Source organism: Spiroplasma floricola 23-6 (assembly GCF_002813555.1).
Classification (GTDB): domain Bacteria; phylum Bacillota_I; class Bacilli_A; order Mycoplasmatales; family Mycoplasmataceae; genus Spiroplasma_A; species Spiroplasma_A floricola.
This window is the reverse complement of the sequence record NZ_CP025057.1, coordinates 1,076,118-1,101,292: the sequence shown is the minus strand read 5'-3', so window position 1 is coordinate 1,101,292 and position 25,175 is coordinate 1,076,118. Positions and strand designations below refer to the sequence as shown.

The 25,175-nt window shown below is 23.2% G+C and carries 24 protein-coding genes and 2 tRNA genes; 22 read left to right on the top strand and 4 right to left on the bottom strand.

The features are described from left to right. The first annotated feature begins 405 nt into the window (after window positions 1–405). The 8 genes from SFLOR_RS04890 to SFLOR_RS04855 all read left to right on the top strand — a co-directional run bounded on the left by SFLOR_RS04890 (window position 406) and on the right by SFLOR_RS04855 (window position 8,885). Window positions 406–2,172 carry an RNA-directed DNA polymerase gene (locus SFLOR_RS04890; protein ID WP_100916952.1) on the top strand — a complete coding sequence of 589 codons (1,767 nt, stop codon included), beginning with the start codon at window positions 406–408 and terminating at the stop codon, window positions 2,170–2,172. 221 nt (window positions 2,173–2,393) lie between these two features. Then, window positions 2,394–5,414 carry an Mbov_0399 family ICE element protein gene (locus SFLOR_RS04885; RefSeq protein ID WP_100916951.1) on the top strand — a complete coding sequence of 1,007 codons (3,021 nt, stop codon included), beginning with the start codon at window positions 2,394–2,396 and terminating at the stop codon, window positions 5,412–5,414. Between the two features lie 187 nt (window positions 5,415–5,601). Further along, a complete protein-coding gene (locus SFLOR_RS04880; RefSeq protein ID WP_100916950.1) occupies window positions 5,602–6,093 on the top strand; it encodes a hypothetical protein in 492 nt (163 codons plus the stop codon). A gap of 105 nt (window positions 6,094–6,198) precedes the next feature. Further along, window positions 6,199–7,578 (top strand): Mbov_0401 family ICE element transposase-like protein, encoded by a 1,380-nt coding sequence (locus SFLOR_RS04875; protein ID WP_100916949.1) that lies wholly within the window; start codon window positions 6,199–6,201, stop codon window positions 7,576–7,578. Between the two features lie 403 nt (window positions 7,579–7,981). Next, complete coding sequence (locus SFLOR_RS04870; protein ID WP_100916948.1) at window positions 7,982–8,206, top strand: acyl carrier protein; 225 nt, start codon at window positions 7,982–7,984, stop codon at window positions 8,204–8,206. Between the two features lie 15 nt (window positions 8,207–8,221). Then, window positions 8,222–8,638 carry a Fur family transcriptional regulator gene (locus tag SFLOR_RS04865; RefSeq protein ID WP_157806961.1) on the top strand — a complete coding sequence of 139 codons (417 nt, stop codon included), beginning with the start codon at window positions 8,222–8,224 and terminating at the stop codon, window positions 8,636–8,638. A 57-nt stretch (window positions 8,639–8,695) separates the two neighbouring features. Beyond that, window positions 8,696–8,771: transfer RNA gene (locus SFLOR_RS04860), tRNA-Trp, on the top strand. A 38-nt stretch (window positions 8,772–8,809) separates the two neighbouring features. Further along, window positions 8,810–8,885: transfer RNA gene (locus SFLOR_RS04855), tRNA-Trp, on the top strand. An 88-nt stretch (window positions 8,886–8,973) separates the two neighbouring features. Here the strand turns inward: SFLOR_RS04855 and SFLOR_RS04850 are convergent. The 3 genes from SFLOR_RS04850 to SFLOR_RS04840 all read right to left on the bottom strand — a co-directional run bounded on the left by SFLOR_RS04850 (window position 8,974) and on the right by SFLOR_RS04840 (window position 12,062). Then, entirely contained in the window at window positions 8,974–9,834 is an 861-nt protein-coding gene (locus SFLOR_RS04850) for a DegV family protein (RefSeq protein ID WP_100916946.1), read from the bottom strand. A 534-nt stretch (window positions 9,835–10,368) separates the two neighbouring features. Beyond that, a complete protein-coding gene (locus SFLOR_RS04845) occupies window positions 10,369–11,220 on the bottom strand; it encodes a DegV family protein (RefSeq protein ID WP_100916945.1) in 852 nt (283 codons plus the stop codon). Beyond that, entirely contained in the window at window positions 11,211–12,062 is an 852-nt protein-coding gene (locus SFLOR_RS04840; protein WP_100916944.1) for a DegV family protein, read from the bottom strand. Before SFLOR_RS04840 ends, SFLOR_RS04845 begins: the two co-directional genes overlap by 10 nt. Window positions 12,063–12,141: 79 nt before the next feature. On the opposite strand from SFLOR_RS04840, the gene ytpR reads away from it, so the two are divergent. From ytpR to SFLOR_RS04785, 11 genes are all read left to right on the top strand, one after another. Beyond that, window positions 12,142–12,726 (top strand): YtpR family tRNA-binding protein, encoded by a 585-nt coding sequence (gene ytpR, locus SFLOR_RS04835; protein WP_157806960.1) that lies wholly within the window; start codon window positions 12,142–12,144, stop codon window positions 12,724–12,726. Continuing rightward, window positions 12,716–13,759 (top strand): nicotinate phosphoribosyltransferase, encoded by a 1,044-nt coding sequence (locus tag SFLOR_RS04830; RefSeq protein WP_100916942.1) that lies wholly within the window; start codon window positions 12,716–12,718, stop codon window positions 13,757–13,759. Before ytpR ends, SFLOR_RS04830 begins: the two co-directional genes overlap by 11 nt. Before the next feature lie 33 nt (window positions 13,760–13,792). Beyond that, window positions 13,793–14,743 (top strand): hypothetical protein, encoded by a 951-nt coding sequence (locus SFLOR_RS04825; protein ID WP_100916941.1) that lies wholly within the window; start codon window positions 13,793–13,795, stop codon window positions 14,741–14,743. A 12-nt stretch (window positions 14,744–14,755) separates the two neighbouring features. Next, the gene (locus SFLOR_RS04820; RefSeq protein ID WP_100916940.1) at window positions 14,756–15,451 is read left to right on the top strand and encodes a hypothetical protein; all 696 of its coding nucleotides are present in this window, start codon (window positions 14,756–14,758) and stop codon (window positions 15,449–15,451) included. A gap of 225 nt (window positions 15,452–15,676) precedes the next feature. Continuing rightward, on the top strand, window positions 15,677–16,027 hold the full coding sequence (locus tag SFLOR_RS04815) for a hypothetical protein (RefSeq protein WP_100916939.1): 351 nt from the start codon (window positions 15,677–15,679) through the stop codon (window positions 16,025–16,027). Between the two features lie 14 nt (window positions 16,028–16,041). Then, window positions 16,042–16,542, top strand: a complete 501-nt coding sequence (locus SFLOR_RS04810) for a hypothetical protein (protein ID WP_100916938.1) — start codon at window positions 16,042–16,044, stop codon at window positions 16,540–16,542. 2 nt (window positions 16,543–16,544) lie between these two features. Next, window positions 16,545–17,789 carry a tyrosine--tRNA ligase gene (gene tyrS / locus SFLOR_RS04805; RefSeq protein WP_100916937.1) on the top strand — a complete coding sequence of 415 codons (1,245 nt, stop codon included), beginning with the start codon at window positions 16,545–16,547 and terminating at the stop codon, window positions 17,787–17,789. A 13-nt stretch (window positions 17,790–17,802) separates the two neighbouring features. After that, window positions 17,803–18,534 carry a hypothetical protein gene (locus SFLOR_RS04800; RefSeq protein ID WP_100916936.1) on the top strand — a complete coding sequence of 244 codons (732 nt, stop codon included), beginning with the start codon at window positions 17,803–17,805 and terminating at the stop codon, window positions 18,532–18,534. 491 nt (window positions 18,535–19,025) lie between these two features. Further along, a complete protein-coding gene (pgsA, locus tag SFLOR_RS04795; RefSeq protein WP_100916935.1) occupies window positions 19,026–19,691 on the top strand; it encodes a CDP-diacylglycerol--glycerol-3-phosphate 3-phosphatidyltransferase in 666 nt (221 codons plus the stop codon). After that, window positions 19,672–20,472 (top strand): SDR family NAD(P)-dependent oxidoreductase, encoded by an 801-nt coding sequence (locus SFLOR_RS04790; protein ID WP_100916934.1) that lies wholly within the window; start codon window positions 19,672–19,674, stop codon window positions 20,470–20,472. Before pgsA ends, SFLOR_RS04790 begins: the two co-directional genes overlap by 20 nt. Beyond that, window positions 20,472–20,981, top strand: a complete 510-nt coding sequence (locus SFLOR_RS04785) for an L-threonylcarbamoyladenylate synthase (RefSeq protein ID WP_100916933.1) — start codon at window positions 20,472–20,474, stop codon at window positions 20,979–20,981. The genes SFLOR_RS04790 and SFLOR_RS04785 overlap by 1 nt, the downstream gene beginning before the upstream one ends. 63 nt (window positions 20,982–21,044) lie before the next feature. On the opposite strand, the gene rpsD is transcribed toward SFLOR_RS04785, so the two are convergent. Then, window positions 21,045–21,662 (bottom strand): 30S ribosomal protein S4, encoded by a 618-nt coding sequence (rpsD, locus tag SFLOR_RS04780; RefSeq protein ID WP_100916932.1) that lies wholly within the window; start codon window positions 21,660–21,662, stop codon window positions 21,045–21,047. Window positions 21,663–21,927: 265 nt separating this feature from the next. On the opposite strand from rpsD, the gene SFLOR_RS04775 reads away from it, so the two are divergent. Genes SFLOR_RS04775 through SFLOR_RS04765 form a run of 3 tightly spaced genes read left to right on the top strand, consistent with a single transcriptional unit; the run spans window position 21,928 to window position 25,161 of the window. Then, complete coding sequence (locus tag SFLOR_RS04775; RefSeq protein ID WP_100916931.1) at window positions 21,928–23,682, top strand: septation ring formation regulator EzrA; 1,755 nt, start codon at window positions 21,928–21,930, stop codon at window positions 23,680–23,682. Between the two features lie 11 nt (window positions 23,683–23,693). Continuing rightward, window positions 23,694–24,878: a tRNA uracil 4-sulfurtransferase ThiI gene (gene thiI, locus SFLOR_RS04770; RefSeq protein WP_100916930.1), complete on the top strand. Its 1,185-nt coding sequence runs from the start codon at window positions 23,694–23,696 to the stop codon at window positions 24,876–24,878. Further along, a complete protein-coding gene (locus SFLOR_RS04765) occupies window positions 24,868–25,161 on the top strand; it encodes a hypothetical protein (RefSeq protein ID WP_100916929.1) in 294 nt (97 codons plus the stop codon). The genes thiI and SFLOR_RS04765 overlap by 11 nt, the downstream gene beginning before the upstream one ends. Window positions 25,162–25,175: the final 14 nt, after the last annotated feature.

Here is a 25,175-nt window from a genome sequence, read left to right as displayed (position 1 = left end):
TTAATTGATAAAAAGAATAAAAAAATAACTAAAAGATATTGAAAATAAACATATCTTTTTTATATAATTATTAAAAGGAAGGTAAAAAATGGGAATTTTGAATATTATATCTTGAATTTTAGGTTTAGGAAAAAAGGCTGAAATAGAAGAAAGAAAACACTATAAAAAATTAAATAAGACTTTAAAGGAAAAAGAAGAAAAAGGATGACTAAAGTTAAATCTAAGGGTGGAACTAATAAAAAAACTAATAGTAGTACATAAAAATGTAATGAATAATATTTTTTTACAAAATTTATTAAAGAAATTACATTTTATTATTATAAATTATTTTTATTATTTATAATAATAAATCAATATTTATTTTTAATTTTTTAAAACTTTATATATAAGGAGATAAAGCATAAAATGGATATAAAAAAAATTCTTAAGCAAGTTGAAAACGATGAAATAAATGAAAAAGAATTAGATGTTTTTTTTGAGTCAGGTTTTTTTAGAGAACTTCCTCCTTGTTTTTTTAAAAAAAATAATAAGGAATTATTTATAAAAACTATAAATTTTTTTATAAATTCAAATGATGAAAATTACTCTAAGTTAAAAAATGACAAAAATTGCTCAGGTTTTTTAAATTTTTTAAAAAAGAAAAATGAATATATAGGAGGAAAAATACCTAAAGGAACTGAACCTACTGTATTTTATATAAGTAAAAACAATGGAGAAGAAAGAAAAATATCAATACCAAATTTTCTGAGTTTTTTTATTTCAATTATATTTCTTTTAGAGTATAAAGAGGAAATATTTAAAATAATAAGTAGTAATAAAGAAAATTTACAAAAAGTTATAGAAATGGGTAAAATTTCAAAAATTGAATACTTGCAAGATTCTTATGATATTTCTTTTGATATTATTGAAAATGAAGAAGATAGAAAGACATATATTGATAATAATAAAATTAAAAATACTTTTAATAAAAATAAATTATTGAAATATAATAAAATGATTGGAGTTTTAAAAATTTTAAAACTAGATATTAAAGAGTTTTATAATAGTGTATATACTCATATATTTGGTCAACCAGCTTTTTTAAATTTTTTAAAAGAAAATTTAAAAATAAAAGAATCAAGATTAAATTCTTTTACAAGTTCTTTAGAATCAATTGTGCAAATTCAAAATGAAAATCAAACTGATAAATTAATAACTGGTCCTTATTCGTCTAATATTTTCTCTGAACTACTTTTGGCATTTATATCTAATGAATTAAAACATGAAAATGAAATTTCTTTTTTACATTATAAAGATGATTTTGAATTTTATAGCAATAATGAAAATGAACTAAAATTAATAAAAAGTAAATTTAAAGAAATAATTAGTAAAATAAATCTTAGAATTAATGATCAAAAAACGAAAATATTAAATTTTTATGATGATTTTGATACACAAACTACTTTTTTTAATTTAATTTTAGATAAAATTAAAAATAAGTACTTAAATTTAAATTTAGCTTTTGAACTTATAAGCTCATTAAATTCTCTTGAAAATCAAAAAATAAAATATTGTGTTATTAGGTTTAAAAATTATATTAAAGAATTAAATGAAAAAGAAATAAAAATAGATCAAGAAGTTGTAGAGTGTTTATTCTCGTATTTTGTTAATTTATTAATTTTAAAGTCAAATTTATCAAGTGTATTATATGAAATTCTTTATTTTTTAATTAAAAATAATACTGATAATAATGTTGTTAGTTATTATCAATCAAAAATAGAAAATTTAATTTTAAGCGTTGAAAATTATGATGATATATCTTCAATATATCTTTATTCAATTTTAATAAAGTTAAAACAAAATCCAAATCAATTGATAGAAATGTTTGTAAAAACTAAAATGAAAATTAATATTTTTTCATTAGCTATTTGTACAAATTATCTAAGTATTGAATATAATCAGATATCAGAGCAAAATCTTTTGATACTTGAAAATTTTTTTGAATCTTTTTTAGAGAAGCAAAAAGTTTATAAAAATATTTGATATACAAAATATTTTTATTTTCTTATTGAACTAAAAAAATTTAATTTTAATAATAATAAAACTTTTTGTGAAAATATTCTAAAAACTAACGATCCTTTTATTGAATTTGTTTCAAAAGATATCGATTTTATAAATATTAATAATTTATAACTATAAATTATTATAAAATATAAGCTAGTTGCAAAATATAGTAAATAAATAGAAATTTTTTTATCTAAAATTATGTTATTATATTTGTAAGGTAAATAGAGCACTAGCAGCACTAGGACTCTATTTTTTTGTTTAAATTAATATTTTGAAAACTAGCAGCAGCTAGTTTTTTTATTTATCATTATTAATTTTTCCCCAGGGAAAATAGAAAGGAAAAAAGTATGAAAAAATTAATATTAAGTTTAATAATATGTTTAAATTTAGTTTATGTTCCAACAAAACCAATTTTTCTTGAAAATAATCAGATAGCTAATTTAGAAAGTAATACAGATAAATTAGTTTCAAATTATAACTATAATCCAACATATCCAAGTTTTAATTTTTATGGTGATTTTTACAATAGTCTTAAAAGACTTTATATTGATAGTAGTAGAGATAGTTCTTTGCCTTACTATCGAGGTTCTGATGACAGAACTTATTCAAAAGTAGGTAATGCAAGTTGATACAATTTTGAGTGAAATCTTAAAACAATTAATATATTACAATATGCACCTAATAAACAGATTTTTTTAGATAACTATAAAAATATTGAGGTAGATTTTTATTACAATTACAATACATGAGATTCTTCAACTGGTTGAAGTGACAGTAAAGCTAAAGATATAAATGCAACTTTAAGAGTAAATAAAAATTATACATTAAATACTTCTAATCAATGAATTAATTTAACAGCTTATCACAATGAAACAAATAAAGCTCATGCTAATATGGATTTTGGATGAGTTTGAAACGGAAATGATTTAACTTTAAAGTGAAAATTAAGTGCAGCTGTTTATTGAAAAGGGGGTTCAACTGTAAACCATGCAAGTTTAATAGTAGTTGATCATGAATGAATAAATTTTAAATCCAGCTTTAATCAAAGTAATTTAAAAAATAAAATTAAAAAAAGTTTAGAAAACTCATTTACCATTGCAAGTGATACTTCTCCTAATATTTCATCAGTAGAAAAAAACGGTAGTGTTGATAACTTTAAAAAATCTAATAAACAGTTAATAATTGATGAAATTGAAAAAAGATTAAAATTAGCATTTGGAATAGATTACTCTGCATGATTTAACAAACCAATTTTAAAAAGAAATGATACTTTTAATGATGAGAAAAGTTATGTTTCAATAACTTTTAAAGATGAACAACAAATATCAGGAAATAATCAATTTTTAACTAATGTAATTATGCCAATTAATGTAAAATTAACAGATTTATATTATCAAAGAAGTGCTCAAAAAAGATTACAAGTTGTTCCAGGAAAAATTGTAAGTCCAAATACAGATAATAATGAATTGGTTATTGATAAACCTGAATATGATCCAAAAAATAATACTTTAATTTATCATAATTCAGTTGATGTTACATTTTCTGCAATTAGTGAATCTGAAATAATGACAGTTAATGGTAAAGAAGTACCTGTATTTAACAATATTTATAGAATTAAGTTAGATGATAGTGTAGATACTTATAAAATTGAAGTAAATGGTATTAAAAATGTTGGAAGAATTACAAAGTTAAGTTTAAATATTAATATTCAATCACTTTCAAATCAATTAAATTATCGATGACTTGGATGAAATCCAAAAGAAAATTTAGAGCAAAGTAAATTAATTGAAAAAACTTTAGGAGATGGAAAACCTAATCCTGATTATGATCCTTCAATTAATCCTAAAACAGGAATGAGAAATGAATATATTTTTCTTGAAAGAAATATGAAGTTTCCTTTCTATCAAGATCCACTTGATAAATACGGAAATAGAATAAAAGATTTTAAAGATATAAATAAAGGAATTATTGCTGAAGCAAGTGTTGCAAATAGTGGAGTTACACTTCTTGATAAATTTGATATGTCAAAAGTTTATCAAGTTGATAGATTAAAATTAAATGAAAAACTTGAAATAATTGAAAAAGAAGAAAAAATAAGTTTAAATTTAAATGAACAATGATCAAAAGAAGGCTTATGACATTATGTAATTTATTTAAAAGATTATGTTGAAAAAGAAATAGATCCTTCTAATCCAGGTAATGAAAAAGTTTTAGCTACAAAGGGAAGTACGATTCATAAACTGCTTTACATATCTAATAAAACTAAAGATTATACAAAATTTTCTAGTTTAGATTTTATTGCTAAAGATCAAAACATATCTAAGTTTTGAGATTCATTGCAAGGAGTTCATTTAAAAAATTATTTAATAGCTTATACAACAATTAATACTAGTCAAAAAATAGAGCAGTTAACTTATGAACAAGTAATTATGTATTGAAAAAAATATGTAAGTGATCAAATTTCTCAAAAAGTTGATGTTCCCCAAATTCCTGTAAGTTTTAAAGACTTAAATAATTTGAATATTAGTAACTTAAAAATGAATGAAATAAATCCTATTGAAGTTAAGAATAAAATTATTGAGCATGTTAAAAAATATATGCAAAAATTTAGTGATAAAGCAATTTATAAAACTGATTATATAATTTGTGATTCAACTGAAAATCAAATAGAAAATCTAGATTTTAATAATTTTGTTGATTTAAATGAAAATAATAAAATTAAAAGAATTAATTTATTTATTAAATCATTAAATACTTCAACTCTATTAACAGGAAAAAAAGAATTCAATATTATTAATAATAAAGATTTTGAAGAAAGTAAGGTATTAGATTTATCAAAAATAGCTAATTTAAAAGAAATTAAATATAACTTTACTGATACTTCAAATGAAAAAAAAGAAAAATTTGTTCAAAATTATATTTATGAATATGTTGAAAAAATTCTTGAAATTTACAAACCAAATAAGGTTAATTGAAATTATGATTATAAAAAGGATTACTATATTTCAATTAATTCACAAAATGGCAAAGATATTAAAGAATTAGATAATTTTGATGAAATAATAAATAACTTTTTAAATTCAAAAAATCAAAAAAACTTAGAAATATTTATTAATTCTAGTGATGAATCAATTAAGTTAAGTGGTTTTACAAGTTATAAAATTATTAATGATCCAACAAGTAAAGAAATTGCCCCTGATAGACCAAAACCACCAAATATTCCTGAAAAGAAAGAAGAAAAGAAAGATAAAACTAAATATAATAAGCAAAATTTATGATGAATAATTTCATTAATTATTCCTTTAACAGGATTAATAGTTTTTATTATTTGATGAAGGAAAAATAAAAAAAATAAAAGAATAAAGTAAAATTTATGTTATTATTTAATTAAGGTTGATAGAGCACTAGTTGTACTAGTATTCTATCTTTTTTTGTCTTTAATTGTCCTTTCAACTCTTTTTTTTATTTTAAAAAGAATCTAGTACAACTAGAGTTTTTTCAATCTAATTTTCCCTGGGGAAAATTTAAACTAAAGCTTAATAGGAGGAAATTAAAATGAGCGAAGTTAATAAAAAATTTACAAATGTTTATTTACATAGAAATGCTGTTAAAAAAACTTATTTAAATTCTAATGGAAATGAATTTGCTGTTTTAGAAATTATAAATAATGATAAAGAAAAAAAATATATTACACTTTCAACTAAGTTAATTAAAAATATTGAATTTTCAAAAGAAGAAGGTAAAACATTTTCTTTATCTGAAAATAAAGAATCACCATTTGTTCAAGTAGCTATTCCAAATAGTGGAGAAATTACAATTGATGTTTTAGATAAAGAAAAAAACAAAGATAAAGAAATAAAAGAGTATGATAAGCAAATTATTAAAGCTAATACTTTATTTTCAGATCTTTTAAAAATTAATCAAGACACAATTGCTTGAGCAAAAGAAGCTAAACAAATATGAGTAAAAGAAGCAATTGATGTAAATTTACCTTCTCCAAATGAACAAAAAGAAATTGATGTTCAAGAAGGAGAAATCAATTTTTAAAATTAATCAAAATAAAAACTAATTAAACACCATAATATTTGGTGTTTTTTTATTTTAATATAATAAAATAAAAAAGTAATGAGTATAAAAAGGGAAGGAATTATTATGAATGAAATATTTGCTAGTGAATTTAATTCTATAAATCAAATAAATCTTTTAAATAATTTAGAAGAAAAGTATTTTTTAAAATTAAAAAACGATTTTAAATTAAGTTTGGAAAAAATAGATGAAGAAGTTGTAAATTCAAAGTGAAGAGTGAATAAAGGATGAATTATAAAAGAAAGAAATATCAAAAGAACTATAATTACTAAATTTGGAGAAGTTACTTATAAAAGAACAAAATTTATAAATAAATATAATGGTAAATGTAGTTTTTTGGCAGATCCTTATATGGAAATAGAAAAATATCAAAGAATATCATTTTCTTTAGAAAAAGAAATTCTTGAATCATTTAACCATGGTGAAAGTCATATTATAGTTTGAGAAAAGATTAAAAAATCAAATATAACAAAAAGAACAATATCAAATATTTTAAAACGTAATGCTGAATTTAATTTTAAAAAGTTAGACTTAACTAAAGATGAATTTAAAAATGATTTGCCTGTTTATGTAGACATAGATGATTGTTGAACAACAGTTAGATTTAAAAACAAGAAAAGATGAATTAGAGTTAGAGTTGCTGTTGCGTATCAAGGAAAAATTAAGGAAGGCAAAAGAAATAAATTAATTAATAAAAAAGTATTTTTAAAAACTTTTTTAAAAGGTAATTCCTGTAATACTTATGATTATTCATGTTGATTACAACAAGAAATAGAAAAAAATTATGGAACTTTAACTAATAAAAAATTTGTGATTTGTGGTGATGGAGCAAATTGAATTTTAGAAATTGCAAATTTTTTAGGAGCTGAATTTGTTTTAGATAAATTTCATTTATTTCAAAAAATATATTTCTGTTTTCCTTATAAAAGAAGTAAAAATAAAAGTAAATTAATGAAACTATATGAATTAGCTATTGAAAAATATGACTCTAAAAATATTAAATCTTTAATTAATTTTTTATATGAAAATGTTGATTCAATAGGTTTAAAAAATAAAAGAATTAAAGAAGCTATTAAATATATTTCAAATAATATTAAAGGAATTGAAAATCATTTTAAAGATTGATATATTGGATGTTTTGCTGAATCTGCAGTAAGTCACTTAGTAAAATCTATTAAAGGTTATGGAGCAAAAATTTATAATAAAAAAACATTTGAGTTACTTATTAATTTAAAAGCAACAAAAATTAATAATATTGATATTTTAGAAATAATTTATTTTAAGTTTAAAGAAAATTTAGAAGATCAAATATATGATAATCAAAAAATATTTATTTCAAATAAGTCTAATAACTTAGAAAAAAGAAATTTAAAAAGTGTTAAAATTTCTATTTTAGATTATAAAAAAACTGGATATAATGAACTAATTAGAAAATTAATACATTAAATTTTTAAAATCTATTAAACTGCAAACTTGGCCTCCAAGTTCTTTTTGAGCTAGTATTTATGCTAGCACAAAAATTGCGAATGCTAGCATTTTTTTTGGTAAAAAACCCTTTAATAAAGGGTTTTCCAAAAAAAGTGATAGTATTCCTTATCCTGTTACCAAAAACTTCGTTTTTCGGTAAAAAAAGAAATTTATTTAGTTTTTTAAAATTATTTATGTTAATATCTTTGTGAAATAAAAAACTCAAAAGCAGTTTTTAAATATTTACTTGAATATGGTCTAAATTTGGTTAATCCAAATTAATTATTAGGATCATTACCCCCTTACTTTTTCCCACAACCTAATAAAATATATACTTGAAATTTTAAGCTAATTTAATATATAATTATAAAAGGTGATTAGTGTGAATTATTTTGAAGAAATAAAAAAGGCTCTTGTAAATAAAGGAGCAAAAGGTACTATAAGTACAAATACAGAATTTAAGTCAATGGGATTAGACTCACTTGATTTAATGGATATGATAGTTACTTTAGAAGAAAAATTAAATATATCTATATCAGATGATGATTTATTATCTATGAAAAAAGTAAGTGACCTTTTGGAAGTTATTGAAAAAATAACTAAATAATTTATGGAAAATAAATTGAATGAATATTTAGAATTATTTAAAAACAAAAAAATAAAACTTACAGATGTAAGACTATCTATGTTAAGAATAATCTCTACAAAAAAACATTTCACCATTAATGAATTAATTTCAATGGTAGAAAAAGATTTAGGTAGTGTAAATGTAATGTCAATATATAATAACATAGATTTATTTTTGGAAATGCATTTATTATTTGCAAATACAATAAATGGTAAACAAATTATATATGAAGCTATTTCATCACAATTAATGCATATTACATGTGATCATTGTGGTTCTTTAGAAGATTTAGAAAGTCCTTCTTTAGCAAATGAATTATTTCTTAGATTTTCAAATATTTTAAAAGATAAGGATATGGAGTTAGAACATTTTAAATTGGAACTACATGGAATTTGTAAAAAATGTAAATAAAATAAGCATCTTTTATATATGATACTTTTTAATGATATAATTAAAAAGTATTTTTATAGGGGTATAGTTCAGTTGGTAGAACATCGGACTTCAAATCCGAGTGTCGTGGGTTCAAGTCCTGCTACCCCTGCCAAATAGAAATAAAATACCCTTTATGGGTATTTTTTAAATAGGGATATAGTTCAGTTGGTAGAACATCGGACTCCAAATCCGAGTGTCGTGGGTTCAAGTCCTGCTATCCTTGCCAAATAGAAATTTTAAATCTATACAAATTAAGTTGTATAGATTTTTTATTTAAGCATATAAAAAAGCATTTAATTAAATGCTTTTGTTTTTTATTTTTTTGCTAATAATGTTTTTTTAACAGCTATTAATCCTATTGTATCAATTCCTGCATGCCAAGGATAAACAGTAGGTATCTTGCTTTCCTTAAATTTAATATCATTAGCTTTCAAATATTTTTTTATTTGTTCTATATGGGCTTTTTTTACTTCTGGTAATGAAACTAATAGTAATTCAAAATCTTCTGTAATTTCTTTTTTTAAAGCTACTATCATTTTGTCTAAGACTGATCCATATGTTCTGCCCATACCAATTTTTTTTGGTTTAGCCAATCACTGAATAGCAACTTTTGCTTTAATCATTTTTAGCATTGTTATTAATAATGAATTTGCTCGTCCACCTTTAGACATTTTTTGTAAATCACTTGGTATAATAGCTGTTCATGAACCAACAGTTCATTTATCAGATTCTTCTTGATATTTTTTAGGATCTTCAATTCCTTCTTTTATCATTTCATCAAACTTTAGTGCTAATAGTTGAGCACAATTTGCTGCTAAAAAGTTTTCAATAACTGTAATTTTACCTTTGTAATCTTCGTCATTTGCAATCATTACTGCAGTTTGATGCATACCAGAAAGATTGGAAGGGATTGTCATATGAATTATATGATCAAATTCTTTTAACATTTCATCATATTTATTCATTAATTCTCCTGGCGAAGCTTGACTTGTAGTAGTTTTTTTACCACTTGCCAATATTGTAATTAAATCATTATTTTTAATTTCTTCTGGTGTATCTAAGTAATCATCTTTATCATCTACTATTAAATGTAAAGGTAAAACTTTTATATTATTTGTATTGTGTTCTTTTTCAATAAAACCTGTAGAACTATCTACTAATATTCCTATTTTCATATAAAAAACTCCTTATTTTTTTCATATCGCTAATTTAAATACTTATTACTTGTATTTTACAAATATTTAGTATTTTCATTTCTAAATTTTAAGCGATTACGATTCTTTTTACTTTATTTATATATTTCTTCTTTAATTATAAAATAAGATATATCTATAAAATTCTACTTTTCAAAATATTTTTAACACTCTCAATACTTCTTTAATAGCCTTCTTAAAGATTTTTTCTTTCCTGTGTTTTTCAATTTCTCAATTATATTTTGGAGTTGTTTTTAAAACTTTGCAAATCTTGCTTCAGTTTTATTTATTGTTCAACTCCGTACTAATTGATTAAATGATTTTTTATTATCCATCCCATAATTGATTTAGAAATTTTTAACTGATGAGAATAATTTAATTTATAAAACTCCTCAACAATTAATTTTTTATTATTATCTATTTACTCACCTTAGTATTTAACAATTATTAGGGGCAACTAGATATTATATTTTTAATATTATTTATATTTTTTACTACTAATATCTGAATTTGTAACTATTTTCATAGTTTTTCTTCTCAAATTTGATGAGGCATAAATGCAAACGTTTCTCTACCTGTGTGACAAGTAATTGTATTTGGCATTTCATCAAATAAGCCTATTTCATAATTTGATTCTTTCACAATTTCTTTAACAAGATTTAAAGTTGTTTCATCTACTCTTGAATAAGAAATGTCTACTATGTTACTTTTCGGGTAATTTGATTTTAATAATTTAAGTGCTTCTTCAACAGCTTTTTTAAATGTTCTGGTTTTTCCTTGTTTGTCAATTTCTCCATCATATTTAAGTATTGGAGTTATTTTTAATATTTTTGCAAGACCTGCAGCAGCTTTGCTGATTCTTCCTCCACGCACTAATTGATCAAGTGATTTTGGAATAATATATCCAACAACTTTATTGTAATCTTTTTCAATTATTTCAACTATTTCTTGAGCTGTTTTCTTTTCTTCAAGTAACTTCATAATTAACTCTATTTGACGTTTAAGAACTATACTTACGCTATTTGTATCAATTACATGCACTTTATCTTTATACTCATCTTCTTGTGAAAACATTTTAAAAGTATTGTATTGTCCTGAAAGACCTTTTGAAAGTAATAAACAAATAACATGATCATAACTTTTTAATAATTCATCTCATTTTTTTAACATTGTTCCTGGAACTGATTGAGAAGTTTTTAACAGTTGAGAATCATTTAATTGATAAAATTCATCAGCTTCAAAACTTTCATCGTCAGCTATTTGCTGACCATCTTCTTTAGTAATCATCAATGGAACCAAATATAAATCCCTATAATCCTTTATATTTTTTATACCACTTGATGAATCTGTAATTACAGCTATTTTCATAATTTTTCTCCTCAAACTTGGTATGGCATAAATGCAAATGTTTCTCTACCTGTATGACAAGTAATTGTATTTGCTAATTCATCTCACAGACCAATTTCTAAATCTAATTTTTCAACAACTTTTTTAACAATTTCAAGTGTTTCAGCATCTGCTCTTGAATACGATATATCAATAATTTTATTTTTTGGATATTTTGATTTTAATAATTTAAGTGCTTCTTCAACAGCTTTTTTAAATGTTCTGGTTTTTCCTTGCTTGTCAATTTCTCCATTATATTTAAGTATTGGAGTTATTTTTAATATTTTTGCAAGTCTAGCAGCAGCCTTACTAATTCTTCCTCCACGCACTAATTGATCAAGTGATTTTGGGATTATGTAGCCCACAATTTGATTGTAATATTGTTCAACTATATCTTTTATTTCTTGTCCCGTTTTTCCTTCTTCAATTAATTTCATAACTAATTCTAATTGGCGTTTAAGAGCTATACTCACTCCATTAGTATCAACTACGTGTATCTTATCTTTATATTCACCTTCTTGTGAAAACATTTTAAAAGTATTGTATTGTCCTGAAAGACCTTTTGAAAGCAATAGACAAACAACTTCATCGTATTGCTTTAATAAGTCATCTCATTTTCTCATAACATTACCAGGAATAGACTGTGATGTTTTAAGTAATTGTGAATCATTTAATTGGTAAAATTCATCAGAACTCAAATTTTCATCATCAGCTATTTGTTGGCCATCTTCTTTAGTAATCATCAATGGAATAAGGTACAAATTTTTATACTTTTTTGTATCTTTAATTCCGCAAGAAGAGTCAATTAATATTGCAATTTTCATAATTCCTCCTCTATATAAAAGATTTATTATATTATATAATTGTTTTGAAGTTATTCCAATAGAAATGAAGGTAATTCAAATGAAAATATTTTTAAAATATGTTAAAAACTTCAATACTATAGTGGTTTTATTTAAAAATAAAAAAGTGATAAGTACAAAAAAAGAACAAGATTATGAGATTCTATTTCATGAAAATGAAGTTATAGGTTTAAATATTTTTAATTTTGAATCAGATGATAATTTTAATTTAGAAGATAAAAGAGTTCAAAAAAAAGCTGAACCGTTTATTAAAAAATACTTAGGTGATTTTAAATTTGAAAATCAATTTATAATTGCAAAAATTGTAGAATGTGAAAAAATACCAGACACTCATTTATCTATTTGCAAAGTAGATACTGGAAAAGAAACTATTCAAATAGTTTGTGGAGCTGCAAATGCTAGAAAAAACTTATTTACAACATTAGCAACACTTGGTTCATGAATGCCTGATGGAACTCAAATTAATCAAGGTAAATTAAAAGGTTTTGATTCTTTTGGGATGTTGTGTTCTGCAAAAGAACTTGAAATTAGAGATGAAAAATATAATAAAACTGGAATTATGGAATGAGATGTTGATGATTCATATATTGGAAGATCAATATGAGAGGTTCTAAATGAAAAATAGATTTAATATAGATCTGAGAATTTTTGAAGATTATTATTCTGCAGATTATTTTAAAAAAACTAAAGAAATATTAAATAAATTTAAACCAGATCAATTAGTTACAATGCAATGATTTCAAAGAAATGATCAAACAGTAATTTGTGGTATTGAAATAATTAAAGAAATTCTTAGATTATCAAAAATAAAAGATTTATTTGTTGAAGCAGTTGATGAGGGTGAAATTGTCAATAGTTTAGAACCAGTACTAAAAATAACAGGAAAGTACAGTGATTTTGCTCATTTTGAGGGACTTTTTGATGGTATATTATCAAGAGCTTCAACAATTGCAACAAATGCTAAAAAAATAGCATCAGCTGCAAATGGCAAAACTGTGCTAAATATGAATGACAGAATGGACTATTATACAAATCAACAAATAGATGGTTATGCATCAGCAATTGGAGGAATTAAAAACTTAGTAACTGCTGCTTCATTTGAATTTTTAGCAGAAGAGCCAAATTTAAATGGAACAATGCCTCATGCATTAATTGCTTCATTTGATGGAGATTTAATAGAAGCAACAAAAGCATATAAAGAAGTTTTCCCAAAAAATAATTTAATTATATTAGTTGATTATAACAATGATTGTATAAGTGACTCTATAAAGGTATGTAATGCCTTTAAAGATGAGATTTATGCAGTAAGATTAGATACTTCTCCTTCATTAGTAGATAAATCACTTCAAGATATGCAAGAAAATAGTCAAGAATTACATGGAGTTAATCCAACACTAGTTAAAATGTTAAGAGAAAAACTTGATTTAAATGGACACAATAAAGTAAAAATAATAGTTTCTTCAGGATTTAATGAAGAAAAAATTAAAATGTTTGAATCACAAAATACACCAGTTGATATATATGGAGTTGGAGATGCAATTACAAAAAATAAAATAGGTTTTACAGGTGATATAGTTCTAATTAATGGTAAAAAACAAGCAAAATTTGGAAGAGAAAATAGTTTTTCAAATAAAATAAAAAGTATAAAATATAGTTAGTTGCTTTCGCTTAAATGAAAAGGGGTGTTACTTATGAAATTCTTTTTAAGAAAAAGAAAGAAAACTCAGAAAGTTAAAAATTCTGAAGAAAAATATGAAGATAGAAACCCTAATCATTGAACTTATAATAATGACCCAATGTTAAATATGGATCCAATATTTACTGATGATCCTAATGCAAAAAAAATATCTATAGAAGATATTACAAGACAATTAAATAAAAAACACTTGGAAGCAGAAGATAATTCAGATTCAGAAAACGTTTTAATTAAGGAAAAGCTAAAAAATATTAAAAAAAATATTGGACAAGCTGATAATCAACCAAAAAAAACTGAAGGAGTTCTTGGTTCTATAATTGATAATGCTAGAAAAAATACACAAAGTATACAAAATCATATTTTAGAAACTGATCCAGTAATTGCTAAATTACAAAAAATTGAAGAATTGAGAAAATCAGGGGGAGTAGATGCAGATCTTTACACTGATGTAGAAAAAATAAAAAACAATACAATAAGTTATTCACAAAGAGCAAAAGAATTTCTAGAACAAAATTCAATGAAACCAGTTGAATCAGAACTGGAAAGAGTTAGAAGATTATCTCAAAGAGTTCAAAATGAAAGAGAAGAGCTTAATAAACAAAATAAAGTAAAATCAAATTCCAAAGTATCAAAGGAAAAAGAAGTTGAACCAAAGAGAAATATATTCTTAGCAGTTTCAAAAAGTCAAATGCAAAATAATTCTATTAAAGATGAGGTAAAACAAAAGCTATTAAAATTAAAAGAAATTAAGTTTCAAAATATTGAAGATGAAGTTGAAAAAACAATTCAAGAAATTGACTCTAAAATATTTTATAATGAATCGATGAAAGAAGAATTCTTTGAAGAGAAATTAAAAGAATTTGATAAACTTTTAAAAGAAAATACTAAACCAAATAGAAAACCAGAGCTTATTAAGCCTAGAAGACTTCAAAATAAAAAGAAATAAGGTGACATTCAAATGGATCAAAAAAATAGTAATAACATAGATCTAACAAAAGAATCAAAGTTGGAAAGTGAAAAAGCTAAGAAAAGGCTTGAAGAAATTAAATTAAGCAATGATTTAATAAATTCACAAGTAGCTTCTAATAATTTTTATGTTCCAAAAAGAAAAACTATTAACTCTAGTAATGAAGAAGTTTCTTTAATTAAACCAAGAAAGAAAAAAAATCTTCCTTTTACAGATCAACAGCAAAAGGAACTTGAAAAAACTATTTCAGATATTACAAATGAATATAAAGATATTGAAAAAGAGCAAAAAAATATAGAAAAAAAACTTTTAAAAGAAGAAGTCAAAATCTCTAGATTAATAACAAAAACCAATAGAAGAATACGCAGTTTAATAGATAAAGAAGATATGGAACAATTAGAAAAAAGTGTTGATCTTCAAGAGCAATATATAAAAGCATTTGATAAAGTACAAGAAGGTATAAATACATTAGTTTTAAGAGAGAATAACATATCTTTAGGAGAAAGAAGAAAATATATATATAATAAAGCTTATAATGCTGAAACTGAGAGAGCAAGAAGACTTGTTGAATTAAGAAACTCTAATAAAGAAACATGAGCTAGTCAAATTAAAAAGGAAAAACAACAAGATGATAAAAGACCAAGTGAAAATTGAAGAGAAAGACTTGGTATTGATAAAGATAAATAAAAATAAATTTATTTCTATATAATTTAAAAAACATATTTTATACTTAATAAAATATGTTTTTTATTATTAAAATAGTTAAAAACCTAAAAAGTTAATCTGATAAAGCAAAAATAAAATGGGATAAGGAAGAGTATTAAGACATTTTTAAATATTATTTATTAGTTAATTTTGTATGAAAATACATTATTACTATTGTATAATTTTATTAATATTAGGAGAATATGTATGAACTTAGGACTTATTTATGCCTCAACAGGCGTTGAAACCACTCAAACAGTTATGATAATTATTTTGTTAGTTTTAGCAATTATATTATCTTTATATACAATAATTACATTAAGAAAAGTAGGTATTGCAGCTAAGAAAGTCGATTATTTTTTTGAAGACTTAACTTATAAATCAGAAATGCTAAATGCTACAGTTGATACTGTAGCAAGAGTGACAAATTATATCGATATATTTGATGCTTTTGCGAAAAGAAATGTTAAATCATGAGTTAAAGTTGCAACTAAAAATAAAGATGTTGTTTATAAACTAGTTGATAAACTAAGAGAATTTGCGAATTCAGAAGATTAATTGGGAGGTTTAAGATGTTTAAGTTATTAAAATTAGCCTCATGGGTTTTTCTTGGAATGATGTTAGCTCCTAAAAAAGGTGTAGAAATTAGATCTGATTTTGTAGATTATTTAAAAAAATATAGACCACAAATTAAAAAATTAATAACAACAATAGAAGAAACTTGGGAAAAATCTCAAGGAAATGAAAGTGATGAAGTCATTGCAAATATTGAAATGAAACTTTCAAATATTAGAAATGCAAGTGATGAATTAGACGCAGCAAAAACAAAAGAATTAGCTTTCAAAGCTCTACAAAAAATAGGGCAGACCACAGTTAAAATAGGTCAAGAAATTGTTAAATCTGATAATGTAAAAATAATAGCAAAGGATTTAGCAATGATAACAGTTGATATTATTGATAAAGCAGATGAAGTTTATTCAAAAGTAAAAGATGTATCAATTAGTATGAGTGAAGATGTATATGAAGTTGGAGACTCAAAAAAAGTAAAAACAAATATTAATAAGGAGAAATAACAATGCGTAGCATTTTAGAAGAATTAAAACAAAGAGACTTGCTTAAGCAATTTACAAATGAAGAAAAAATATTAAACGCTCAAAAGCAAGGTGCAGGTTTATATTGTGGATTTGATCCAACAGCTGATTCACTTCATGTTGGCCACTTGATTCAAATTATAAATCTTAAAAGATTTAAAGATTTTGGTTTTGCACCAATTGCTATACTTGGTGGGGGAACTGGAATGATTGGTGATCCAAGTTTTAAAAGTGAAGAGAGGAATCTATTGACTTTAGAACAAGTTGGTAAAAATGTTGAAGGTATTAAACAACAATTGAATTTTTTAATACCAGATATTAATGTAATTAATAATAATGATTGATTAGGGAAAATGTCTTTAATAGATTTTTTAAGAGAAATCGGAAAAGATTTTAACTTAGCATATTTATTAGCAAAAGAAAATATTTCATCAAGAATTGAAAAAGGACTGAGCATAACAGAATTTTCATACACAATGCTTCAAGGATATGATTTCTATAGATTGTATCAAGATCATAACTGTTTAATGCAAATTGGTGGTTCTGACCAATGAGGTAATATAACTAGTGGAACTGACTATATTGCAAGTAAAGTTGGAAGAGAGAACTCAAAAGCTTGTGGAATTACAATGAATCTTTTAACAAAAAAAGATGGAGTCAAGTTTGGTAAAACAGAATCAGGAGCAATTTGATTAGACAAAAATAAAACAAGTGAATATGAGTTTTATCAATTTTTTATTAATCAAGATGATGAAGATTGTGATAAGTTATTTAAATTTTTAACAACAATTTCTTTAGATGAAATTAATAAAGTTAAAGAAGATCATGCAAAAGAACCTTTTAAGCGAATAATGCAAAAAAGATTAGCTCAGGAAGTTACAAATTTCGTTCATGGAAAAGAAGGTTTAGAAAAGGCAGAGAAAATATCTGAGGCATTATTTAGTGGAGATCTATTAAAATTAAATAAAATCGATTTATTATCAATAATTAACTCATTAGAAAAAAACAAAGTAAAGGAAAATATTAAATTAATTGATTTAATAGTTGAAACAAAAATAGCAAGTTCAAAAAGAGAAGCAAGAGAACTGATTAATGAAGGTGCTATTTCAATAAATAACAATAATAAATTTGAAGAAAATACAATTGTTGACAAAAAAATGATAACTGTAGATAATTTTATTATTATTAAAAAAGGTAAAAAGAAATATTTTATTGTAGAAATTATATAGGAGCAATTAAAAAATGAATTTTGACTTAATTTTAAAAAATACTGTAGAAGAATTATTAAACTATTTTAATGAGGATTGTTTTAAAAACCTAAAATTAAATGGGAAAGATATAAGAATCTCTGTAGATAATCTATTTGAAAAAATTAGTACAGATAATTTTGAAGGTATAGATTTAATAATTGATCAATTGAATCAATTAAGACAAGAAAATCAAGATTTATTAACAACCAAAAAAGCTAATCATATTTTTTATGCAAGTACAGAAATTCTTTTATCTTCAGCAACTGAAGGATTTAGAAAAATAAAAGAGGCTTTTCATGATTTGAATTTCCTAAAATACACTGAACATGAAAAAAATTTAATAGATTTAAATGAAAAATTTGTGGTTAGAAAATTAGCATCAAATTCTCAAAGAGTTATAAATAAATATGAAAACCTATCATTTAGATTTATAAATAATGAGAAAATTTCAGACTTTTTAAATAGCTTAAATAAAATTTCAAAAAGCGAAAATGTTAGTGATATTCTTTGTTGAGCAAAAGAAGTTTTATTAAAACAAGATGAAATTAAAAGATTAGATTATTTTATTAATTATGATGCATTAGTTGATGAATATGGGTGAATTCATGATATTGTAAAATTATCATCAGCAAATGCTGAATTTATGGGATTAATTGTTAATATAGAGATATTTTCAAATGTAATTAATCAAAAATCTTATAAAGAAAATAAAGTCAGAGCATAATAAAAATCACGAGTATTCGTGATTTTTATTATTTATATAATGAAATACTTTAAAGAATAAAAAAACTATTATAAAAGTGTTTCTATTAAAAAGAATGTAAAGGGACAATAGATACTTTTCTAAATTATTTTTTCTTCTCTTTCTTCAATATTTTTTGCTTGCTCTGTTTCCATAAAAAAATAAATGTTACTTTTTTTAAAAAAGGAAGTAAATAAACTAGTTATTATTATAAAAAATTTAAATAGTTTAGAGTTAACTAATTTTCATTTTAAACATAATGATCAAAAATATTTAATAGTTAAAACTCTTCTAAAATTATTAATTTTTTATTGAAAAGTAAGGATTTAGCAATAAATAACTTAAACTAATATTTTCTTGTTATAAAGAACTTTCAATATAAGGAAATTATTTTATAACCTTTTAATTAATATTAATTAGTTTAGTTAATGGTGTTGTATTATAATAAGAATATGTGAAAAGAGGGCAAGTTTATGAATTTGGCAAATAAAATTACATTTGTAAGGGTATTATTAATACCTGTAATAGTAATATTGTTATTATTAACTCCAGCTAGCTGAGTTAATTATGAAGCTATAACACAACTAGGGAATCTAAATGTATTCTCAATAGGAAACTATCATTTACCTTTAACTTATCTAATAGCAGGAATATTGTTTATAGTAGCAAGTTTAACAGATATGTTAGATGGCTATGTTGCAAGAAAGTACAATATGGTTACTAATTTTGGTAAGTTTTTTGATGCAATTGCAGATAAATTACTAACTAATTCAGTATTAATTATATTTGCTTGTTTTGGTATTTTACCAATATGATTGTGTATTATTTTAATATGTAGAGATTTTATAATAGATGTTGTAAGACAAATTTTAGCAAATTCAGCTGTTGTAATGGCTGCAAATAAAATGGGAAAAATTAGAGCAACTGCGGAAATGGTTGGATTGAGTATTTTATTTTTCTTAGGAGCTCAATGTTGAGATAATTTCAATCAATTTGGATGAATTAATCAAGTTATTTTAATTCCAATGTATGTAACAGTAGTTCTTTCAATTTTATCTGCTGTAATTTATATAAATGCAAATAAAAAAGTTTTATTTGATAGTTCTACAGAGAAAAATGATGAAAAAAAATCTAAATAAAGAAGCTTATGCTATAGTAACTGGTGCTAGCAAAGGATTAGGTTATGCTTATTGTGAAGAGTTATTAAAGTTAGAGTATAACATTATTGCTGTTGCAAGAAATACAGATAGTTTACAAGAACTTCAAAAAAAATATAGTAATTTAAAAATAGAAACTTGAAACTTAGATTTAAGCGATTTAAATAACTCATATAAACTATTTGAAAAATCAAAGAATTTAGACATTGAAATAGTTATAAATAATGCAGGTTATGGAGTTTGAGGTTATTTTCATGAAACAGATCTGGAAAAAGAAATGAACATGATTGATTTAAATATTAAATCATTACATATTCTTACTAAGAAATTTACTCAATATTTTATACAAAAAAATAAAGGAAGAGTTATAAATATTGCTTCAATGGGTTCTTTTACACCAGGTCCTGTATTTTCAAGTTATTATGCTTCAAAAGCATATGTTTTAAGTTTTGGTATTGCAATAAATACGGAATTAAAGAAACTTAAATCTAAAGCAAGGGTTATAACTATTTGTCCAGGAGCATTGAAAACTGATTTTTGGAATAGAAGTAGTAATGAGCAGAGAGCAAAAATAAGAAATAACTCAAAAACTATTAGTTCTTCTGTTTATGCAAAAAATAGTTTAAAAAAAGCTTTAAAAGCAAAAAAGAAGAACTACATTATATTTGGAACTTTTAATAAATTGGCTAAAAAATTAACAAAAATAATGCCCGAATACGTTGTTTTAAATTCAGTCTATAACTATCAAAGGAAAACAAAATAATGCTTGCAAAAAATGATATTTTAAAAGCAATAAATATATTACAAGAAAATAAAATTGTCATATTGCCAACAGATAGTATATATGGACTTAGTGCTTTGTACAATGAAGAAAATAGAGTAAGAATTAATAAAATCAAAAGATCTCAAGAATCAAAGCAATTAATTGTACTGTTTTCTAAATTAAAGCAATTGAAAAAAATTATTAATATTAATAAAAAATTTAAAAAGAATGTTAAATCAAAGATTCCAATTACTCAAATAGTGAATACTTATAAAAATGAGAGTATAGCTTTAAGAAAAGTTAAAAGAAAAGACTTGGTAAAGATAATTAATAAAACAGGATTGATATTTTCAACAAGTGTTAATTATTCAAATAATCCATATTTAAGCAAAAAAGAAGAGTTAGATCTATTTAATATAAATATAAGCGAAGTTTTTTGAGATGGAGAACTTAAAGGAAAACCATCTAAAATCATAGATTTAGTTAACAATAAAGTAATTAGAGAATAAAACTAATTACTTTTTTTATGAATTTTTAGCTAAAAAAAAGCAATAATATTTATTGCTTTTTTATTATTTAATTAAACGATTGTATCATTCAACAATTAATGCTTCATTGATTTCTTGATTTAATTCTTTTCTTTCTGGTAATCTTAATAATGAACCAGTCATTTTTGCTTTGTCAAATTTTACAAATTCAACTGTTCCTGCATTTGATGCTAATGACTCAACAATTTTATCATTTTTTTGCATTTTATCTTTAACTGATATTATGTCTCCTATTTTAACTGCATATGAAGGAATATCTAATTTTTTACCATTAACTAAAATATGACCGTGTGAAACTAATTGTCTTGCACCTTGTCTTGTTAAAGATAATCCCATTCTGTAAATTACATTATCTAATCTTGATTCTAATTGTTGTAAGAAAATTGTTCCTGTAATTCCTTTAATTTTTTTAGCTCTTGCATAAGTATTTCTAAATTGTCTTTCTGTTAAACCATACATAAATTTAACTTTTTGTTTTTCTTGCATTTGTTGACCATAACCTGATAGTTTTGTTCTTCTTGCACCATGTTGACCTGGAGCAGTAGTTCTTTTTTTACCTTTTGAGAACTCTTTACCAGTTTCTAAGATAGAAAATCCATATCTTCTAGCTTTTTTAAATGTAGATCCTGTATATCTTGACATTTTCTATATCCTCTTTTTTCTATTATATATATTATTTGGAAAATCATAACTAAGGTTAAACTCCAGTAAAGGAAGTATATATTTCGCCCTTCATCTGCAGGGGTTACTTTTAAATAAGTTATAGACTAATTGTTTTACAGTGTTTAATTGCAGATTAACCAAAAATAATTATATATCAAATTGGGTTTAAAAAATAAGTTATTTGAAAAAAATACTCAATAATTTTGTATATGATATAATGATTTTGATTTTAAGGAAGTAAAAAATGGGGCCACTATGAAATATTGATCAAATATTTAAAAATCCGATATACATAAGCGCAATATGTATATTTTTTGCTTGCCTTTTTGCAGCAATAATTATTCTAGTTTTGATGAGTATTTATAAAAGAATTCTTCAAACTGCTGCAAAAACAATTGATTTAATAGATGATTTAAAAAAATCACCATTAAAATATCGTTTAATGAGAATATCAATGATTTTTGATGAAACTGGAAGTTTTGAAAAAGAACTAATGATTTGAAGAACTAAATATGAAATACTTTTTGAAATAGAAATGCAAAAAGTATTTAGAGACTTTGTAGCTTTAATTGAAGATAAAAAGAATACTAGACCAAGTTTGAATAATTTAAAGAAATTTCAAGCAGTTTATCAAAAGACAATGACTATTAATAAGAGTGTTCATGAAATTTTTATTGAAACAATGAATAATTTAGAAATTGAATTTATTCAAAGAGATTCTTTAACATTTCAAAAAGAGTTATTCAGAATACTAAAAGATGAAGTTATTATGACAACATTTAAAGATATTGCAATTGATCAAGATAAATTAAAAGATACAATTGATCAAATAGAAAGTCTTTTTGAAGAGTTTTATTTCAAATTAGATGAAGGAAGATACAAAGAAAGTTGAGATTATCTATTAAAAATAGATCAGGCTTTAATTTTTTTAATTGAACTTTTAGATTCAATTCCTTATGTTATATCTACAATAACAACAGTTATTCCTCAAATGATGACTGAATTAAAAAATAAACATATAACTTTCGGACCAGTTAGAAAAAACTTACATTTAAATGCAATGAAATATGGAGAACTTGAAAATTATATAGATAATTTAAGAATTAAAATTAACAATGAATTACAAAAACTGCAATTTAAAAAAGCTAATAGAACTTTAAAAGAGGTATTTAACCAAATAAATTCATTTAAAAGTGCAGTTGAAAATGAAGATAATCTAAAATCATTTTTCGAAGTTAAAACTCCAAGTATTAGAAATAAATTTGATATGATAGAGCATTCATCAAGACTACTTGAAAGAGATTTTACAAGAATTGAAGATATTACAAAGCAATTTTCAAAAGAAAGAAATGACTTTGAAATTGCCAAAGCAGCTTTTAGAAAAACAAAAGCTAAAGCAGATTTATTATTTTCTCAAATTGATTTAGGAACTAATAACGGAGAAGAGATTAATTTATTTGAAATTAAAACTGAAATGTTAAAATTAATGGAACAATCATTAAAAGACATGTCAGCATTAGAAAAATCAGCAAAAATAGTTGAAAGCAAAAGCACAAATATTGATTCATTAGTTAATCAAGTTATTTTTATTCAATCAATTTTAAATCAACTTGATGTTAAAATTAATCAATTTAAATCAATTTATGAGTTAGAAAGATTTATTGATTCAATTCAAGAATTACACTTGAGATTATTAAAATATTCACGTGAAAATTTACAAAAAATAACAACTCAAGAAGAAAAAGAAAGAATTTCAAATCAAATTGAAATATGCAATCAAGATACACTTATACTTGCAAGAGATTTAAATGACACAATCTTTTTAGATTACATTTCACAAGAGATAATTGTGTATTTAGAAAGATATGTTGGTAAAGTTGAAGGAATTGAGCAAGTTATTTATAATTGTGAAAAATTATTCAAAGAAAGAGAATTAGATCAATTGATTGGTTATTCTTTACAAATATTAATGAAACTAAAAGAAAATCGAATTAGATAAAGAGGGAATCAATGAAAAACGTATTAATAAGATATGGAGAATTAACTTTAAAAGGAAATAATAGAAATACTTTTATAAGTAAGTTAATACAAAATATCAAATTTAAGCTTAAGAAATATAAAGAAATTATAGTTTATAAAAAAGATCACAATAACTTAGTTTTAGAAATAAAAGAACAATCAAAATTAGATGAAATATGTAGTATACTGCAAAATATCTTTGGAATATACTCTTTGTCAATAGTTGAAATTGTTGAAAAAAATGAAGAAATTATTTTAAACAAAACTTTGGAAATATGCAAAAATCATTTAGGCACTTTTAAAGTTGAAGTTGAAAGAAAAGATAAAGGCTTTGCAATAAATTCTCAGGAGCTAAAGACAAAAATTGCTGTAAATATATTAAAAAATAATCAAAATATTAAAGTAGATGTTCACAATCCAGAATTAAAATTAACAGTTATTATAAAACATAATGGTGCTTTTATATTTACATCTAGAATTAGTGCTTTAAAAGGACTTCCTGTTGGAGTAAGTAGTAAGGGATTATCATTGCTTAGTGGAGGAATTGATTCACCAGTTGCAAGCTATTTAACTTTAAAGAGAGGAATGCAAGTTGATTTCTTACATTTTATGACACCTCCCCATACTTCTAAAGAAGCATTGGACAAAGTTTTTAAATTAGCAAGTAAAATAGAAAAATATAATCAAGCTAATTTTTCACTTTATGTTTGTGATTTCTCTATGATCTTAAAAGAGTTAATGCACATTAAAGAAGAATCATACAGAATTACAATTATGAGAAGAATATTTATCAGAATTGCAAACAAGTTATCAAATATTATAGGAGCACAAGCAATAATTACAGGTGAATCATTAGGACAAGTTGCAAGTCAAACCATTGAATCAATTCATGTTATAAATCAAGTATCTGATTTACCAATATTAAGACCAGTGTTAACATATGATAAAGAAGAAATTATAGAAATATCAAAAAAAATAGATACATATGAAACATCAATATTGCCTTTTGATGATGTGTGTTCAATGTATGTTCCCAAAAATCCTGTTACAAAACCAAAAACATTTATAGCTATTAAACAAGAAGAAAGTTTACTATTAGATGAAATGATTGAGTATACTGTTAAAAATTTAATTAAAATATATATATGAAGAGAAGGTGAGTTAGTTGAAAAATAGCAAAAAAAAGAAAAAGCAACAAAATAATAAATTTGGAGTTTTTAATGGTAATGTAATTAACAGTGAAACATTAGGCTATGATCAAGAATTTGAAATTGAAAACTATCAAGACGAATCTCTAATTATAACTGAAATAAAAAAACAACATTTAAAAGAAAAAAAACCTGAAATTAATAATAAAAATAAAAAAGGAAAGGCAAATTATTTCATTTATAAACTAACAGCGTATATAATTATATTATTGTTAATAGTTTTATTAATCGTGTGACTTGTTGTTAAATAGAAAGAAGTGAGAGT